The organism is Ruminococcus sp. YRD2003 (assembly GCA_900109435.1).
In the GTDB taxonomy this organism is placed as follows: Bacteria; Bacillota; Clostridia; order Oscillospirales; family Ruminococcaceae; genus Ruminococcus; species Ruminococcus flavefaciens_G.
On the sequence record FNZT01000006.1, the window covers coordinates 76,853 to 93,906 of the forward strand.

At 44.9% G+C, this 17,054-nt stretch carries 16 protein-coding genes and 2 tRNA genes; 8 read left to right on the forward strand and 10 right to left on the reverse strand.

Annotated elements, in window-relative coordinates:
- Position 1: 1 nt before the first annotated feature.
- Positions 2–3,037, forward strand: coding sequence for a family 43 glycosylhydrolase (locus tag BMX22_RS05625; RefSeq protein ID WP_074741458.1), 3,036 nt, complete (start codon positions 2–4; stop codon positions 3,035–3,037).
- A gap of 423 nt (positions 3,038–3,460) precedes the next feature.
- Here the strand turns inward: BMX22_RS05625 and BMX22_RS05630 are convergent, their stop codons facing one another.
- The 6 genes from BMX22_RS05630 to BMX22_RS16790 form a co-directional block, all read right to left on the reverse strand.
- On the reverse strand, positions 3,461–4,756 hold the full coding sequence (locus tag BMX22_RS05630; RefSeq protein ID WP_074741460.1) for an ATP-binding protein: 1,296 nt from the start codon (positions 4,754–4,756) through the stop codon (positions 3,461–3,463).
- A 380-nt stretch (positions 4,757–5,136) separates the two neighbouring features.
- On the reverse strand, positions 5,137–5,799 hold the full coding sequence (locus tag BMX22_RS05635; RefSeq protein ID WP_074741462.1) for a hypothetical protein: 663 nt from the start codon (positions 5,797–5,799) through the stop codon (positions 5,137–5,139).
- A gap of 209 nt (positions 5,800–6,008) precedes the next feature.
- Positions 6,009–6,509, reverse strand: coding sequence for a GNAT family N-acetyltransferase (locus tag BMX22_RS05640; RefSeq protein ID WP_074741464.1), 501 nt, complete (start codon positions 6,507–6,509; stop codon positions 6,009–6,011).
- 238 nt (positions 6,510–6,747) lie between these two features.
- Positions 6,748–7,284, reverse strand: a complete 537-nt coding sequence (locus BMX22_RS05645) for a relaxase/mobilization nuclease domain-containing protein (RefSeq protein ID WP_074741466.1) — start codon at positions 7,282–7,284, stop codon at positions 6,748–6,750.
- Positions 7,266–7,544, reverse strand: a complete 279-nt coding sequence (locus BMX22_RS05650) for a hypothetical protein (protein WP_074741468.1) — start codon at positions 7,542–7,544, stop codon at positions 7,266–7,268. Before BMX22_RS05650 ends, BMX22_RS05645 begins: the two co-directional genes overlap by 19 nt.
- Positions 7,545–7,736: 192 nt before the next feature.
- Positions 7,737–8,495, reverse strand: coding sequence for a DUF1848 family protein (locus BMX22_RS16790; protein ID WP_318259686.1), 759 nt, complete (start codon positions 8,493–8,495; stop codon positions 7,737–7,739).
- 136 nt (positions 8,496–8,631) lie between these two features.
- Here BMX22_RS16790 and BMX22_RS05660 point away from each other — a divergent pair, with 136 nt between their 5' ends.
- Both BMX22_RS05660 and BMX22_RS05665 read left to right on the forward strand, forming a co-directional pair.
- On the forward strand, positions 8,632–8,817 hold the full coding sequence (locus tag BMX22_RS05660; RefSeq protein WP_074741470.1) for a hypothetical protein: 186 nt from the start codon (positions 8,632–8,634) through the stop codon (positions 8,815–8,817).
- Positions 8,818–8,835: 18 nt separating this feature from the next.
- Positions 8,836–9,585, forward strand: a complete 750-nt coding sequence (locus BMX22_RS05665) for a hypothetical protein (protein ID WP_074741472.1) — start codon at positions 8,836–8,838, stop codon at positions 9,583–9,585.
- Here the strand turns inward: BMX22_RS05665 and BMX22_RS05670 are convergent.
- The 4 genes from BMX22_RS05670 to BMX22_RS05685 form a co-directional block, all read right to left on the reverse strand.
- On the reverse strand, positions 9,543–9,803 hold the full coding sequence (locus BMX22_RS05670; protein ID WP_318259687.1) for a hypothetical protein: 261 nt from the start codon (positions 9,801–9,803) through the stop codon (positions 9,543–9,545). The two genes, BMX22_RS05665 and BMX22_RS05670, sit on opposite strands and share 43 nt — an antisense overlap.
- A gap of 77 nt (positions 9,804–9,880) precedes the next feature.
- A complete protein-coding gene (locus BMX22_RS05675; RefSeq protein WP_074741474.1) occupies positions 9,881–11,071 on the reverse strand; it encodes an ATP-binding protein in 1,191 nt (396 codons plus the stop codon).
- A gap of 440 nt (positions 11,072–11,511) precedes the next feature.
- A tRNA-Ser gene (locus BMX22_RS05680) sits at positions 11,512–11,603 on the reverse strand.
- A gap of 4 nt (positions 11,604–11,607) precedes the next feature.
- A tRNA-Leu gene (locus BMX22_RS05685) sits at positions 11,608–11,692 on the reverse strand.
- Between the two features lie 256 nt (positions 11,693–11,948).
- On the opposite strand from BMX22_RS05685, the gene BMX22_RS05690 reads away from it, so the two are divergent.
- From BMX22_RS05690 to BMX22_RS05710, 5 genes are all read left to right on the forward strand, one after another.
- Positions 11,949–12,719 carry a sporulation initiation factor Spo0A C-terminal domain-containing protein gene (locus tag BMX22_RS05690; protein ID WP_074741476.1) on the forward strand — a complete coding sequence of 257 codons (771 nt, stop codon included), beginning with the start codon at positions 11,949–11,951 and terminating at the stop codon, positions 12,717–12,719.
- A gap of 82 nt (positions 12,720–12,801) precedes the next feature.
- Positions 12,802–13,746, forward strand: a complete 945-nt coding sequence (locus tag BMX22_RS05695; RefSeq protein WP_074741478.1) for a TIGR01212 family radical SAM protein — start codon at positions 12,802–12,804, stop codon at positions 13,744–13,746.
- 179 nt (positions 13,747–13,925) lie between these two features.
- Positions 13,926–14,456 carry a sigma-70 family RNA polymerase sigma factor gene (locus BMX22_RS05700; protein ID WP_143055479.1) on the forward strand — a complete coding sequence of 177 codons (531 nt, stop codon included), beginning with the start codon at positions 13,926–13,928 and terminating at the stop codon, positions 14,454–14,456.
- Positions 14,456–15,139 (forward strand): DUF4367 domain-containing protein, encoded by a 684-nt coding sequence (locus BMX22_RS05705; protein WP_074741482.1) that lies wholly within the window; start codon positions 14,456–14,458, stop codon positions 15,137–15,139. Before BMX22_RS05700 ends, BMX22_RS05705 begins: the two co-directional genes overlap by 1 nt.
- 14 nt (positions 15,140–15,153) lie before the next feature.
- A complete protein-coding gene (locus BMX22_RS05710) occupies positions 15,154–16,986 on the forward strand; it encodes a dockerin type I domain-containing protein (RefSeq protein ID WP_074741484.1) in 1,833 nt (610 codons plus the stop codon).
- Positions 16,987–17,054 lie beyond the last annotated feature (68 nt).

A 17,054-nucleotide genomic window follows, 5' to 3' on the forward strand; every position in this document is an offset into this window, starting at 1 on the left:
TATGAAGGTAAAAAAACTTATTTCGGCTCTTCTGTCGGCATTTGTAATTGCAGGGAACTCCCTCTCATACACCCTTACGGATACGTATGCCGACTATTCAAGAGTTTCAGTCCACGATCCGTCAATAGTTAAGCTCGAGGAGGGCGGATACTTCATTATCGGCTCGCATTTAGGCGCTGCGAGATCAAACGATATGAAGAACTGGCAGTCTGCTGCCAACTCCCACCTCGGCTCAACACAGACCACATTTTTCAGGAACATCTACACCGACCTTGCTATCCCCGAGAAGTGGTCGAATACCACGAACGGATATAACCTCGCGGGCAATATGTGGGCTCCCGACATAATCTACAATAAGGACATGGGTAAATACTGTATGTACCTCAGCGTGAACGGACAGGTATGGAATTCCTCTATCGTGCTGTGTACATCAGACAAGGTCGAGGGACCGTATACCTATCAGGGGACTATAGTGTATTCGGGCTTTACCAATAATGCTGTTAACAACGTCAAGGATACCGACGTACCCAAGGTGCTTGGCAAAAATCCTGACATAAGCCGCTATCTCAGTAACGGTTCATGGAATGCCTCCTATGGTACCAACGCCATTGATCCGGCTGTATTCTATGACGAGGACGGCAATCTGCGAATGGTATACGGTTCATGGTTCGGTGGCATATATATGCTTGAGCTTGACGAAAAAACAGGTCTGCGCGATTATAACGTGAAATATGAAACGATACCCAACGTCTCTGACGCATACATGGGCAAGAAGGCGGCAGGTGGAAATTATGTCTCGGGAGAAGGTCCGTACATCGAGTACATGAAGGCTCCGAACAGCGACAAGGGCTATTATTACCTGTTTGTATCGTATGGATTCTTCAACTCAAACGGCGGTTACAATATGCGTGTTTTCCGCAGCGAAAATCCGGACGGTCCGTTCGTTGACCAGAATGGCAACAGTGCGGTCTATCCATTTGGAGGCGACAACATCCGCGGCAAAACAGGCGAACGCCTCATGAGCAACTATCAGTGGAGCTGCAATCCAAAGCCATTCAAGGCGCAGGGTCATAACTCCGCCCTCATGGACACGGACGGCAAGCTCTATGTCATATATCACACCAAATTTGACGATAACTGGGGTGCGCACGAAGTTCGCGTGCATCAGTTAATAATGAACGAGGACGGCTGGATAACCGCCGCTCCATACGAATACTCGGGCGAGACCCTCTCGGAGGACGGACACGCGATGTCGGCAGTTACAGGCGACTACGACTTCATCTTCCACACCCTCGACCAAAGATTCGAGAACGAAAAGAGTGCAGATGTCGAAAAGCCGCACACTATCACCCTCAACGCAGACGGTACTGTCACAGGACACGTTACAGGAACTTGGCTGATGAAGGACGGCACGCCGAATATGACTGTCAGCTTTGGCGGAGTTACATACAAGGGGGCTTTTCTTGTGCAGGCGGACGAATCAGCTGCTCAGACCAAGCGTATGACATTCACGGCTACAGGAAACAATACCTGCATCTGGGGCAGCAAGCGCTCCGCATACAACGCGGCTGAGGACATCGTAAAGCCTGTTGTGATACCGGATGGCAGATACACGCTGAAGAATGTCAACAGCGGACGCTATATCGCAGATAAGAACGGAAACATCGTACAGTCAGAAAAGCAAACGTGGAATATCAAAGGCGTTGGAAATGGCGAATACACCATTTCCGATAAAAACGGAAGGTCTCTCACTGTTGAGAACGCCTCTGCAGAAGATGGTGCAAATGTGCTTCTCGCTGACTATACCGGAGATAAGTCACAGAAGTTCCGGTTGAAGGACAACCACGACGGCTCATATTCCTTTCTTACTCTGTCTTCAAACGGTCTGCGCTGCCTTGACGTATACGAGATAAGCACTGACGACGGCGCAAACATCTGTCAGTGGGAATACTGGAACGGCAGCGGACAACAGTTTATTCTCGAGGAGGCAAAGGAGGTCGAAGGCGATGTCAACGCAGACGGCAGTATCACAGTTGCAGACCTCGTGCTTATGCAGAAGTATCTGCTCGGAGACAAGTCCGCAAAGCTTGCTGACTGGGAAGCAGGTGACCTCTGCGCAGACGGCAGGATAGATGTGTTTGACATCGTTCTTATGAGACAGGAGCTTATTGCCGAAGAAGGAACTCAGCAGCAGGATGATACTCCGAAGCAGACGTATAGCTATGACCCGGCAAAAAAATACGCACAATATCCCGACAGCTACAAGAACAATATCCAGCAGAAGGGTACAGTCGTCAAGGAGAACTACAATGGCATAAACGGTAATAATACGCTGAATGTGTACCTGCCCTACGGGTATGACAAGAACAAGCGGTATAACATTTTTTACTTCATGCATGGTATGTGGGATGACGAGAATTCTCTCTTTTATAAGGATAACGGTGAAATGCAGCGAGTTCTTGACAACATGATACAGAATGGCGACATCGAACCAATGATAGTAGTAACTCCCACATTCAACAAGACTGATCCCGAAAATGTGTGGAGGGAGATCCGCCAAAGTGTTATCCCGTTCGTTGAGGGAAAGTATTCGACCTATGCAAATTCTACGTCAGAGGCTGACCTCAAAGCTTCAAGAATGCACAGAGCTTACGGTGGTTTCTCAATGGGAAGCGTTTCTACATGGGCGACATTTGAAAACTGCGTGGATATAATCGGTTATTTCATGCCTCTCAGCGGCGCTCATCACTGGGGTTCGGGCAATGCGGACCCTGCTGCTTTGGCTCGTGCAATTGACAAGGCAGGACTGGAAAAGAACGAGTACTTCATCATGTCCGCAACAGGAACATCGGATTTCGCAGTCGGCAGCCTCAGTCCGCAGATAGAGGAAATGAAGAAGCTAAGTCAGTTTGAGTATACCTCAGATTTCTCCAAGGGCAACCTATGGTATATCCTCGTAAACGGTGGCGAGCATGACTGGTTCTATGTGCGTCAGTACCTCTATAACTGCCTGCCGTTCTTCTTCCACGAAGGATAAGCTATCTCGCAAACGATGACGGCAGCCTTGTCGTAACTCTTGAATTCAACGGGGTCTTCATGAATCTGTGTACGGTTTGCTTTGAGATTAATGAATAAGTATGAAAATAGCCGCGGGTCTCCCTGCGGCTATAATTTTTGTTTTCTCAGGAGCACCCTGATTTGAAAGTGATTGTTATCGACACACTTCACCACATGATACTTGCAATTCCACTTGGAATGTGCTAAACTACTTATATCGTCTCTTGTCATGACGATACCTCCTTTGTTATTTTAGTTTGGTTGGCAGACCATAACTTTTTTAACATTGGAGGTTTGTTTTTTCTACTCATAGCTAAAGCTTTTTTGAACCCCCAGTTAAACTGGGGGGTTTCGGAAGCCAATGAAATGCCACCATGAAATGAAAGGCGGCACAAAATATATCTTAAATGCAAAAAGCAGCATACAGCGGAACGATTTTCTTATTATCCTCGAAAGCGAAGTTCTTGGCGGATAGCTTAATCGCATATTCAGGCTTATAAGTCTCCATGTATACACGCAGGCTCTTAGCCTTGGTATTATCAGCACTCTTGACCTCAATGGGGATCAGCTTTCCGCCACGCTGAATGATGAAATCGACCTCAGCGCCGCGGTCGGACTCCCAATAGTAGGTGCGGTAGCCGTTCATCACAAGCTGATTATTGGCGTAATTCTCGACCATACCACCCTTGAACTCGTTGATATCCTCGACCATATACAGCACATCATTGGCGGTCAAATCCTTCTTAGCGCATAGCAGTCCCAGATCAGAAACATATATCTTGAAGGAGTCAATGTCCTTATAATTCTCAAGGGGCTTCTTTATCTGCTCCGCTCTATATACCTGAGAAACGATACCCGAAAGGCTGAGCCACTCGATAGCATTCTCAAACTCGGAAGCTCTCGCGCCTTTCTTTATAAGTTTATACAGGAATCGTGTATTCTTCTTCGACAGCTGGACTGTGATATTGTCGTAGCAAAGACGAGTTTTCTTGATCTCGTTAGTCGTGTTATACTTGCTCATATCGTCGAGATAACCGAGCAGAATAGTATCCTGGGTATGGCGCACAAGCAGGTAGTCCTTGGTTTGTGCGAACTGCTGAACGCACTCGGGCATTCCGCCGACTATGAGGTATTGACGATATAGTTGGATCGCAGAATCATGTAAAGCACTTGGCATAGGCGTATTATCCTCAAAGTGTTTGCGTATCTCCTTGACAAGGGCATCTTCGTTTAAAGCAAGCAGGAATTCTTCCATATCCATTGGATACATCGTCTTTATATCGACCTTACCCACAGGGAAAGAGAACTGCTTACGGTTTACAGCCACTCCCAACAAGCTGCCTGCAACGATGATATGATACTGAGGAGCTTCCTCACAGAAGTATTTGAGCGACGTCAGAGCACGTTCGCAAAGCTGAACTTCATCTAATATGATAAGCGTTTTCTCAGACACTATGGTAGTTCCTGCGATGTGAGAAAGAATAGGCAGCAGATATGAAGGACTGACGTTCTCGGCGAATGTATCTGCAAGCTTAGGATCAGTCTCAAAATTGAAATAAGCAACGTTATCGTAGTTCTTGCGTCCGAATTCAAGCAAAGCATAGGTCTTTCCAACCTGTCTGGCGCCTTGAAGAATAAGCGGTTTCCTGTTAGGACTATTCTTCCATTCTGACAAATATTCAGATATTTTCCGGTACATATCAGCACCTCCCATGTTATTTTCAGCATTATTATATCATATATTCATGTGAAAATCAATATGTTTTTGAAATAACTTCGCAGATATTTGCACAAATAAGTTTTAAACAAGCACCGCCCGTAGGCGGTGCACATATTATCATAATCCAACAATATCATTTATTGAGAAGAGTACGGCTTTACCAGAGATAATGACCTTATCATCAACGCATTCACAGTACAGGATACCAGAACGCTCAGATACCTGGAAAGTGGTTATGTCCGGTTTATTCAACCTCCTGCTCCAATATGGAGCAATCATACAGTGAGTTTAAGACCAGTACCAGTTATTTCTGTTATTCTAAACTTGTGAGCAAATACTCGCACGGCTCATTTGTTTAATCATTTTGTTATTTTTAGTATTAAGTACTTGAATTCATCACCAATATCTTTTAAAGCATCAGAGTATCTATTCCACTTAACAATGTATCTATTATTCAAATGAATAATATGATTTCTATTTGCGTTGTATTTTTTAAAACTATCGGATTTATTCTCCCAATCAAGCTTTTTATATTTTATATCCTCGTTTATTCTAAACTGTTTACTATTTGATTTATCGCCTGATTCATAGTACAAATGATCATTTGTAAGGAAAATGGCGTAACCACACTCACAATTTGTAGATTTATCTTTCACATATTCCTCAATACGGCTTATATCCTTGAGATAGTCATATCTACCATTATCCTGAGCACCTTGATTTTTAAGGTTGTATTCTTCATTATTTATCCATACTGAACTCTTTGAGTTATTCCTTGTTTTGTACTTCAATTCGATAGGTATTTCTTTTCCGTCAATTTCAACAAGAATATCAATATATCTATTTTTATAGTATTCTGAAGTATCATTACCAATGCCTTGTATGCGCTTTTCCAGCCTGATCTTTGCTTGGGGATATGTTTCTTGTATCTTCCAAGCTAACGCAAACTGAAAGTCTGCTTCAGAGTGAAATATTGGTCTAATATTAGATAATTCAACAATACTTTTCTCAATATCAAACATACTATATCTCCTTTTATTTTGAGTGCTAATGATAACTGACCCAAACCGATACCAATCTCTAATTACATATCATATGGTTGATGTCTTCACTTGGAAACGAGTCCAGAACGCATACAGCAGCAGGATTCCCTGAGAATATCTTGTCAGTGAATGCGTCTACGATGTATTGTTTCATTTGTTTCTCCTGTTCTATAAAACGCATTATCAGCCTATCTTTTGATTCTGACATAGTACTTAGTATCGTCTTGATGATGGATATATCCGCCATTATTCAGCATAACTCTGAGAGAAGCAGGATTATCTCTGTTTACACGCAGATATATTTCATCTTCCTGAACATCGTCTCTTATCTCATCGATGAGGAGTTTTAGTCCCTGAGAAGCATAGCCTTTACCACGATATTCAGGTGCTATGTAATAGCCAACGTGTCCTGAGCCCTCAATAAGCGACTGGCAGAGATAATGGCGGAAGAGAAATGTGCCAACGATATTATCATCATCCCAGAGATAGTATACTGTCTGCGGAACATATCCTTCCGGCAGCTTTTCACCATTTGATTGAGCAATCATCGTTTCAAGAGCATTATCAAAATCTTCACGGCTTATACCGTGATAGTCGTTGAGAAAACCGTTCTCATCTACAGGAATATCGCGTTGAAAGAGCCATTCTTTCTCAATATCTATGTAGTTAGCAGGTTTTAGTATCAACATATTTGCCTCGTTTCATTTCTCATCATTCTTGAAATTTAGTGAATTAATACTTAGTAGCATACGAGTATAATATCATATCACAGCGATAGTGTCAAGCTTTTCCGAAAAGAAGTAGTAGTTTATTATAACATAGTTTGAGAACAGCTTCCCCGGCACAAGGCCGGGTATGATTATGAATCACTATGAAGCTGTCTTCAGTTGTATAATAAATCAAGAGTTATTCCTTAGCGGTTGTCAATTATTCTTCATCATCCTTCTTGGGTACAAATATTCTTGGACATTTCCACTTCTTACCGTCATTTGATTCTATTTCCAGTTCAACAGGCTGTCCCGTAGCATCTGCTGTACGCTGAGCCAGATCAAAGGCAGTCGAATCGTCTGCATACAGCATTGATCCATCAACATAGTTAGTCGTTCCAATAAGCTGATGCACATGATTTAAAGCACAATCTCTGTCAGCTTCGTGTCCGACACTCAGAGCCAAATGATCCTTGGTATACGGCTTACTTATTTCATCAACAAGTCTTATCGCATCCTCAAGAGTAGGGGCTGTTTCTTTTGTAAAACTGTACATGTTATGCAATAAAGGATTCTTATCCTCATTTCTCCAAAACGAGCTATTTCCCTTAAATCCTGCTTTTGCAGAAGATGCATTTTTAGGATCTAAGCCATATCCTTTAGAAGCGGCACAACGTTCGTCTAACACATAATTTGTAGCTTTGTTTATATAATTAAAACCACCTCTTGAGCGAGTTATTACCTTAAGTACTTCCATAAATACTTCACCTCCTTCTGTGCTTTCTCTGCTTTTTCTGCTGAATTTTGTTCGATAGATTCTGTTGCAAGATTCACGATATCCTGAACTTTAGCAACTATCTTAGGCGTAAGCGGGCACTTATAGTGCTGCATTCTGTAGTTAGCCGCATCAGAGAAGTTGTTATCAAAATCCTTTTCAGCTTCCATCTGAATTGTTTCAGCTAACTTTGTGGGAATACGGATCGACTTCTTTACGGCTGGTTCTTCATTCTTTTTCATTTTACATACCTCCATTGTATTAGCTTATAGATTCCATTTTGTATGACTCTCTATGTTATAACCTGCTTATGTTAATTATATTATTAAATTGCAGGATATTTGTATTGAGAGATTGTCCTACAAAATTACATAATTGTACTCTTTTGCAAAATAAAAAACCTCCCGTTTTTAAGCAAGAGGATATTAGTATATTCAGAAAAAAGACAACTGGTTATTAATCCAGCTGATCTGCTCAGCCTGATGGATTTCTTCACCTTCGAGCAGAGTCCCCACAAGGAAAGGAGAACTCGAATCGTGTAAACTCATATTGCGTCTGACGTTTTCTCTGTTGGAGTTAGCATAACAGTAACGGCAGAGATGAGCGCAGGTATCATAAGCGCCGATATCAGTACCGAGAACGCAGCTGCATTCCGCACGCTGTGATTTTTTCTTAGGAATATCAAGAGAACAACCGATAGCTGCCTCAAATGTTTCCTGAGTCATGCAGCCATTGCAGTCCACACCGTATGGAGCAAGGTCATTTCCCTCAGCACAGGCTTTTATCGTTATGCCGTAACGTTTTCCTATAAGGATACCGCAAAAACGCTCAGCGAAAGCAAGGAATTCAAAGCTGCCGTACCCGATAAGATCAACAAAGTCTACATTAAAAAATTCCTCGCAGACCATGACGGTCACGGTGTTATGCAGGTGAAAAATTCGGTCGAGAAATACCGCAAGGCAACCAAGAGCATCAATCCGCCCAAGCCGCCCAAACAGCCTGAGCTTGATAAACAGGGCAAACAACTTGGACAGTAATAAACCCGGCAAAAATACACAAAGAGGACAGGTATCCTTTCGGATACCTGTCCTCAGCTTTTCGGGAAAGATGTTTTTGTCCGCCGCTTTTCCAGTCTGAAACAAAGATACACGCAGCAGAGCCTTGTGCAGAAATGCTGAGATTTCGCTTGACATTCGTGCGATTCTGTGGTATACAGACAATTTGGATAGTGCGAGCGCGCATTCCCCTATTTGAACCGTATACAGCACAACAGGAGGAACCAGATATGATTCAGGATTACAACGAAGCCAGAAAGCTGGCAAAACAGCCGTGAAAATCGCCGGGAAATACGGAATTTCTCCGTATCTGCCGGTTCTCGATGAAATTGAAGAGGTCAAATCCGCCGTCGGTGAAACACATCTGGGGCTGATTGAGCTTCCGCTTGACCGTATCACCGGAAACAAGGAAGCCGGAAGAAACAACGCTTTTGCCTATAATTTCATGCCGCTTCTGTAGGGCGGGACGGAGTTCGCAATGAAATGGTCTGCTCTCTATACCTCCTATCGCGAGGAGGGCATCCGCGATGCGATCAAGGTATATGAATTCATGAACCGGTATTATGTGCAGGAGGGAAACAAACGCGTTTCTGTCTCCAAATTCGGCGGAAGCGAGTTTATTCTTGCCGATGTCATCCGCATCATTCCAAAGAGAACTGATGACAAAGAGGTCACGGTATATTACGAATATCTTGATTTCTATAAATCAACCAAGAATATTCACATCGTCTTTTCAGAGCCGGGTTCCTATCAGAAGCTCGCTTCCATGCTCGGCGCGGAGCTTGGGCAAAAATGGGACCGGAAACTCTGCGAGGACCTTAAAGCAGCTTATTTCAGCTTTTCGGACAAATGCTCCGTGCTTTTGAAAAATGACTATCAGATGACTATGGGCGATGCGTTTCTGATGTATATTTCAATTTTCCCGATGCATACGCTCTTTGAAGATACAAAGGATCAGATTATCCGGAATATCAAGCTTGCCCAGAGAGAAATCCTTTCCGTTTCGGACGCAGGCTCCGTCGAATATGTCACGCAGGAAGAAACCGCCGAGAAGAACTCAAAGCTCAAGGAGCTGTTCTTCGGCTCCAAGCGTTACACCGAAGCAGCACCGCTGCGCGTCGGCTTTATTTACGATGCGGATGTCGATTCCTCGCGCTGGATTGACAGCCATGAGGCAGGCAGACTTTACATCGACCATGTAACCGAAGGGAATGTAAGGAGCATATAGAAGCTGGTCTTCTGACGGTTACAAAGAAACAGGTTCTTGCATATCTTAGCTCCAAGTACCTTTTCTATAGCAAGACAGTCTTCCATAGTATCTGCGTAGTCGTGGTCAGCACGCTTGTAATCTATACCAAGAGAATCAAGTATATCGTATATGGCCATTTCAACATCTGAACGCCGCTCGGCAGGTTTGCCAGTATAAAATGTATTATCAATATTCATTCAAATGCTCCTTTGCAAATAATCGCACATAAGGAAGTCGGCGATATTTCTTCCTTCTTATCTAACTATGAATCGTTTCAAGTCGCAAGCCAATTAGCAATGTCAAAGATCCTTATACCTTCATATTGGTATTCATCATGGCGAGTCCTTGCAATCAATATCTTAGGATAGGCGTCCTGAATGGAAAGCAGAGGAGCAACTTCACGCTGAAAGGTCTTATCATCGGTGATGTTATCTGAGACCTGGATATACAGCTTTTCATCTCTCTTGATCGCTACGAAATCGACCTCTTTTTTATATAGAACGCCAACATATACTTCGTATCCTCGACGCAGAAGTTCTATTGCTACGATGTTTTCGAGAACTCTGCCGTAGTCAAGATTCTTTGTTCCGAGCTTTGCGTAGCGGAAAGAGTGATCGCTGAGATAGTATTTTTCGGTAGTTGAGAGATATTTCTTTCCCTTTATATCATATCGGCGTATCTTATAAAATGCAAAGGCGTTGCAGAGATACTGCATATATGAACCAATGGTCTTATGGTTGATCTTATCCTTGTTGCTGTTAAATGTATCTGCTATAGTTCTTGCAGATGTGAGATTTGAGATATTATCCATAAGGAAATCTGAAAGCCTGTCCATAAGCGCTGTATTACGTATCTTATACTTTTGGCGAATATCCCTGATAATCAGCGTGTTAAAGACCTCGGCGATATAGTCATACTTGGCTTCCTGAGCCTTATATACATAGGAACCGGCCATACCGCCTTCGCTGATATATTTATCAAAGGCATTGTATAAATCGGTGTATCCGAAGTATTTCACATATTCGGCAAAAGAGAACGGATAGACTTTGATCTCAAAGGTACGGCCTGTTAATAGTGTTGCAAGGTCAGAACTTAACAAGAACGCATTTGATCCAGTGATATAGATATCGAACTTTTCCGAAGCGTGAAGTCCGTTGATAGCTTTCTCAAAGTTATTGCACATCTGTATTTCATCTATAAGGACAAAATTCTCAACGCCTTCCTTATACGCAGCATTGATATGATCGTACAAGGGACGATATTCTGTCAGGTCATCATATTCAGGAAGGTTGAAATTGATATGGATTATATTGGCATTTGGTATATTAGCGGTCACATAGTGCTTGAACGCTTCAAGAAGTTTTGACTTTCCGCTACGTCTGACACCAGTGATTACTTTAACATCAGGCGTACCTATTGCATTTATAACTTTATTCAAATAATCATTTCGTTCTATCAGCTTCATAATCTCTCACGCTCCTTATAAAGTATTATACCACATCTATTTCCCAAAATCAAGATTTATTTATTTTTGGGAAATAAATTGTTTGCGTTTCAAAGTGCAAATTTTGCACTTTGGAGTTTCACTTTGAAATCAAGTATCAAAAAGAATGAATCCAGCTCCGTGATAGAGTTGGATTCTTGTTGTAACGTTATTCTGACTTTAGGTTGGACATAGAATTCCTTGATGAAAAATAACGTATTATAGACACTTATTAGTATACACCCGGTGGTTTATTCTTGTGAATTCCGTGCGGAATTCTGTGCGGAATAGGTCTGAAAAATGCCTATTTTACGTGAAAAACATTTCACAACGCTGAAAATCATTTCGGTTCAGAACAGATAAGAAGAGCGGCTGTATCCCGCTATTTTTCGCGATACAGCCGCTTTTCTCAGTTATAATTCTGGCGGACAGAGAGGGATTCGAACCCTCGATACGCTATTAACGTATACACGAGTTCCAGTCGTGCGCCTTAGACCAGCTCAGCCATCTGTCCACTATGGTGCGAGTAATGGGACTTGAACCCATACGTCTTACGACACACGCCCCTCAAACGTGCCTGTCTGCCTATTCCAGCACACTCGCAAATCACAATAAATATTATACACCCTTTTATTATCAAAGTCAATAGCTTTATATTAATATTTATTTTATAACTAATACCATATACATACAGTATATTCCTATATGGTTTTAGCAAATTGTAATAATTATTCCACAGTCATCCCTCCATTATTAGGCAAATGCTTATTTTTCGACATCTGAGCAAACTTTTTTCTTGCTTTTTCTCTCAGATGGTACTATAATCTATCTGTAATTTTTTTAAGAAAGGAACACAAAAATGAACCAAACACAAATCAAAGTCTTAATCTGTGACAACACCGCAGAAAACGGAACAACTATCGCATCAGCACTGAAAGACCGCGGATTTATCGCTTACACCCGCAGCAATACTAAAAAAGCGATCATTAATTCCATCCTTCTTGAAGCTCCTGATGTAGTCATCGGCTACCTCACCCTCAGTGACACCGATATTGTTGCGCTTATCAGCGAACTCCACGGGATGACTGCTTGTCTCCCAGCTTTCATTGTCCTCTCCGAACTGCACAATTCTTTCATCGAGAATCAGGTCATGAGGTCAGGTGCATCCTATTTCATGTCCGAGCCTATCGACTTCAATGAACTCGCCGAGGCTGTGGTCGCTGTCTCTAAGAGGTCCGCTGCCAAAAACTCCAACAACCCCGAGCTCCTTGTTACCGAAATGATAAAAAAACTCTGTATCCCGCCAAATCTCAAGGGCTACAGATACATTCGCACCTGCGTGCTCGAATGTCTTCGCGACAGAACTCTACTCGATAATATCACTAAAGGGCTTTACGGTCTCATCGCCGAGAAGAACAGAACCACTCCCGCACGGGTGGAACGCGCTATCCGCAATGCCATAGAGACTGCTTGGGAACGTGCGGACAGAAAAAGTATCGCGCTTGTGCTCGGCTACGATTACTGCTACTTCAGCGTGCGTCCGACAAACTCCGAATTTATCGCGATGCTCGTTGACCAGATACGCCTTCAGATAAGCTCTTCTTATATTGACAGACCGATCATCGCGTAAACCAACTCTGACGTATCCGCAATATGTGCCTTGCTATTTTTGCGTTTTTGTGATATTATGTTTACTGAAATGAGGTGAACCTATGAGCCGCAGTCCTTTCCCCTACTCGCTCGACAACAAAAGATATCACACACTTAACTTTTATTTACGCTCCACTTACGGAAAAAAATTCTTTAAAGCTGTGCTCGACTGCGGCTTCACCTGCCCGAATATCGACGGCACAAAAGGAACGGGCGGCTGTATTTTCTGCGACGGCGGCAGCGGCTACTTCACCGACGGCAGCCTCGGGACTGATGTTCAGCTCGACAGAGAATACGACCGTATCTCCTCAAAACACGGCGATGTTCCCGTTATCGTCTATTTTCAGGCTAACACCAACACCTACGCTCCCGCTGAAAAACTGCGGGAGATATTCTTCCCCGTGCTCAGCCGTCCGTACGTAAAAGGGATTTCCATAGGCACGCGTGCGGACTGTCTCGCCGACGACGTAATGGAGCTGCTCTGCGAGCTGAACGAGCGTACCGCTCTGACTGTCGAGCTCGGTATGCAGACCGTACACGAGACAACTCTCGCGCTGATAAACCGCTGCTGCTCGCACAAGGAATTCCTCATCGGCTACAGGTCACTCAAAAGCCGCGGGATCCGCACCTGCCTGCACATCATCAACGGACTGCCCGACGAAACACAGGAAATGATGATTGAAACTGCACGTCAGACTGCACTGCTCGCTCCCGATGCCGTGAAGCTGCAAATGCTGCACGTTATTCGCGGCACACGTCTCGCGGAGATGTACGCAGACGGGAAAGTGCCGCTGCTCACGCGGGACGAATACGTCGAAACGATCGTCAGGCAGCTCGAACTTCTGCCGCCCGAAACTGTCATCGAACGCATTACAGGCGACGGCGATAAGCGCCAGCTGATCGCTCCCGAATGGAGTGCCGACAAGATAGCTGTGCTCGGCGCGATCGACAAGAGGCTCGCGGAGCTCGATACGTGGCAGGGCAGACTGTATAATGCAGTTTTTTAGTCGCTGAGCAGGCATTGTAAAGTGAAATTTAAGCACCGTTTTCCGACAGATGTTACGCTGTCGGGCACGGTGCTTTTTCATTTGACAGGTCTATTCAAAAATGTTAGAATTGTTTCATTCCAATTATCACAAATCACTCTGATACTTCGTCATACTCTATATGGACACGAAACGGAGGTGTGGCGTCCTTGATATTTATGACCATGCCCGAGGGAGCAGAAGAACGCCGCTCCTTCGAGGAATTGTACGAGCAATATAAGAACAGGGCTTATGCCGTTGCATACCGTATGCTCGGAGATGTGCATCTCGCGGAGGACGCCGCTCTTGAAGCGTTTTTCAGGCTCGCTTCAAATTTTTCCACTATCCGCAAAATGGAATATCACAAACTCGACTATTACATCGTCATAACAGTCAGAAACGCTGCAACGGATATTCTCCGCAAAGAAAAAAAGTACAAGGAGCAGCTCAAATACACCGACGAGCTCGATTCCTACGGCGACGATATGTCGAGCTATGATATCGTTGAGCTGAAGGACTGCATCAGCCGACTGCCGCAGGAGGATAAGGATATCCTCTATATGCGGGCGGTGCTCGAGCTCGAATACGGCGAGATCGCGCGCTCTCTCGGCATCAAGCCCGCCACCGCACGCAAGCGTCTGCAATATGCGCGCGAACGTCTGAGAAAACTCATCGGAGAGGAGGAGAAATAATGGATGATAAACTGAAAACTGCAATTCAAGAGGTCGTAGAGTCCGAGACAGACAGCTTCCTCGCTCAGCTCGATGAGGCTCCGCACGAATTCCGCAGGAGCTATGAGGACTCGGCGCGAAGACTGATCCGCCGCAGGAAAAAGTCGTATTACCCGCTGATCTCCTCGGTCGGACGGCGCGTGATAACTGTGATAGCGGCGGCGTCGGTCATGTGCGGGTCGGTGCTGACTGCCGCATCGATTCGCGATACGACCTACGAGATAAAACGTGAGGGCACCGAATACGGCTACCGCCTTACGGTAGACAATGACGTGGCTAAGCACTATCCCGAAACTATCGAGAACGAATACTGCCTGACCGATATTCCCGACGGCTACGAGAAAACGATATACCAAAAGGGCGATAAGAAGATCCGCACTGTATATCAGGGGAAATCAAACGAATATATCATCTTCTACCAGTATACGAAATCTGCTTTTTACTCCGACTTTTTTTACGAAACTCAGGAGGTGATGACCGACGAGAACGACAGGCAGTACATCTGTTATACGACAAGCCACATGAAGGATAATACACATACTTTCTTCTGGGACAATGATGAATATATATTCGAGGTATCGTCAAAGCTCGACAAGCAGGCGCTGTTTGAGGTCTGCAAGTCGGTAAGAATAAAGGATCAATAAAGGAGGAATTCTCTATGAAAAAACTTACTGCTATTCTCAGCGCCGCAGCACTGGTATCATCGCCGATACAGGCTTACCCTTCCGCCGCTGCCGACGCGGAGCTCGAATCTCTCGCTAAAAGCCTCGGCGCGGATACGGAGTACATCAGTCAGCATAACTACATCTATAACCCCAAACTGAGCGACGCTTATTATTTTAAATCAGTCGGCTGGGACTATATGAGCTTCGTCGAACTCTCCGAGGAAAGCGAATACGTGGATGAACTCGACAAGGAGGCTGTTGCCTACGCAGATTCAAGCTTCGGTATATCTGCGCTCGAGGTCATCGCTCACAACGGGCTCATCACTCCCGCTGACATCGCTCCCGACGCCAAAAAAATGACGGATATCACTGACAGCGATGAGCTCCGCAAGCTCATAACCTCATATCAGAGCGTCAGACAAAGGTGGTCGCCGTTCTGGTATCACACCGAGTATCTGCTCAAAGGCAAGTCGCTCGCGGAGAAGGCGGAGTTGATGTCCGAGACAGCCGAGAAATGCCAGAAGGATGGTAAATACTTCCTCATTATGTATTCAAGTTTCAATACGATACAAACCGATCTCGAAATAGAGAACAGCAGGATCGCTTCCACTGAGCGAGTTCATTCCGCGGTCGGTATCGGCATCAAGGACGGAAGCTGGAAATTCAACGGCAAGTCCTACGATAAATGCGTACTCACACTCGATTCGCAGAATGTCGGATACGGCACCGACGCCTTCGACGAGAATACCTGCATCTTCATCGACTCAAAGAACGGTGAGATGTATTCTCCGATGTATTCCCCACTCTCCGAGAGCGAGCTCCACATCATCGCCGTTGACGACGATAAGCTCATAAACTACGGGCAGGCGCTTAAGCCCACTGACAGCTTCGATACGTATATAGACGATATCGTCGCGCTCGACCCCGAAGGTGACGGAGACAGCAGGTACACGATGTCTTATTCCGATAAGGAAAAGGGTGATGTCACCATCAAGATGAATGAAGGCTTCGAGCAGTACTACAAGCGCAGAAACGGTCCAAACTTTCTCATGTTCAAGGCTGACAAGAACTGCAAATATGTCTTTGACTATCAGAAGCTCCTTTCGTATTTCGGCGGAAGTGCATTCATCTACACCTACAATAAAAACGTAGACTACAGCTTCAGCGATTCCGACTGTCTCGCGGAGCTCGGTCCCGATAAGTACAAGTTCACTGCGCGCTATGACGAGAATAACAGTCGTCACCGCAAGGATGGCGTTATGCCCTACCGCCTCCATATAACTGCAAAATCCGAGCCTGTCCTCGGGTGCAGAGCATGGAGCTTCCAAGGCGATACCAAGAACGACGCAGAGTTCGAGTTCACCGACGAGGGGCTCGTCATCAACGGCTCCGACGGCATCACGACCGATATTTTCGCTGACGAAATGGACGCCGATGAAGCTGCTTACATCGAAAAATCCAACGAATTCATCGCAGGAGGAAAAGTAGGTACTGATGCCTATAATATCGTTGAGGGCTTCCACAGCTGTTCTCTCACCGCATCAGGAAGGACCCTCGTAACGCTGAACGACGGCAAGTTCACGCTGAAAATCGACCTTGACGGCGACGGCAAGTTCGAGCATACGGTCGGTAAGGGCGATGTGAACTGCGACGGCAAGGTCGACGCCCGCGACGCTACTATGCTCCTGCACGGCTACTCCGCTGAGTCTATCGGCGAAAAAAGCTACGTTTTCATGGATAACGGCGACTACAACGGCGACGGTAAGGCTGACGCCCGCGACGCCTCAGAAATACTGGCTTTTTACTCAAAGAACTCGACGAACTGAATACGCTGCTGCCGGGTTCTTGATATATATTGTAAAATGAGGGCGTGACTTTATGCGCTCTACCTATA

What these genes read in the sequence shown, in the direction of transcription:
- BMX22_RS05625 (WP_074741458.1), top strand. Translation starts at nt 2, where the DNA reads ATGAAGGTAAAAAAACTTATTTCGGCTCTTCTGTCGGCATTTGTAATT.
- BMX22_RS05630 (WP_074741460.1), bottom strand. Translation starts at nt 4,756, where the DNA reads ATGTACCGGAAAATATCTGAATATTTGTCAGAATGGAAGAATAGTCCT.
- BMX22_RS05635 (WP_074741462.1), bottom strand. Translation starts at nt 5,799, where the DNA reads ATGTTTGATATTGAGAAAAGTATTGTTGAATTATCTAATATTAGACCA.
- BMX22_RS05640 (WP_074741464.1), bottom strand. Translation starts at nt 6,509, where the DNA reads ATGTTGATACTAAAACCTGCTAACTACATAGATATTGAGAAAGAATGG.
- BMX22_RS05645 (WP_074741466.1), bottom strand. Translation starts at nt 7,284, where the DNA reads ATGGAAGTACTTAAGGTAATAACTCGCTCAAGAGGTGGTTTTAATTAT.
- BMX22_RS05650 (WP_074741468.1), bottom strand. Translation starts at nt 7,544, where the DNA reads ATGAAAAAGAATGAAGAACCAGCCGTAAAGAAGTCGATCCGTATTCCC.
- BMX22_RS16790 (WP_318259686.1), bottom strand. Translation starts at nt 8,495, where the DNA reads ATGTCAAGCGAAATCTCAGCATTTCTGCACAAGGCTCTGCTGCGTGTA.
- BMX22_RS05665 (WP_074741472.1), top strand. Translation starts at nt 8,836, where the DNA reads ATGAAATGGTCTGCTCTCTATACCTCCTATCGCGAGGAGGGCATCCGC.
- BMX22_RS05670 (WP_318259687.1), bottom strand. Translation starts at nt 9,803, where the DNA reads ATGAATATTGATAATACATTTTATACTGGCAAACCTGCCGAGCGGCGT.
- BMX22_RS05675 (WP_074741474.1), bottom strand. Translation starts at nt 11,071, where the DNA reads ATGAAGCTGATAGAACGAAATGATTATTTGAATAAAGTTATAAATGCA.
- BMX22_RS05690 (WP_074741476.1), top strand. Translation starts at nt 11,949, where the DNA reads ATGAACCAAACACAAATCAAAGTCTTAATCTGTGACAACACCGCAGAA.
- BMX22_RS05695 (WP_074741478.1), top strand. Translation starts at nt 12,802, where the DNA reads ATGAGCCGCAGTCCTTTCCCCTACTCGCTCGACAACAAAAGATATCAC.
- BMX22_RS05705 (WP_074741482.1), top strand. Translation starts at nt 14,456, where the DNA reads ATGGATGATAAACTGAAAACTGCAATTCAAGAGGTCGTAGAGTCCGAG.
- BMX22_RS05710 (WP_074741484.1), top strand. Translation starts at nt 15,154, where the DNA reads ATGAAAAAACTTACTGCTATTCTCAGCGCCGCAGCACTGGTATCATCG.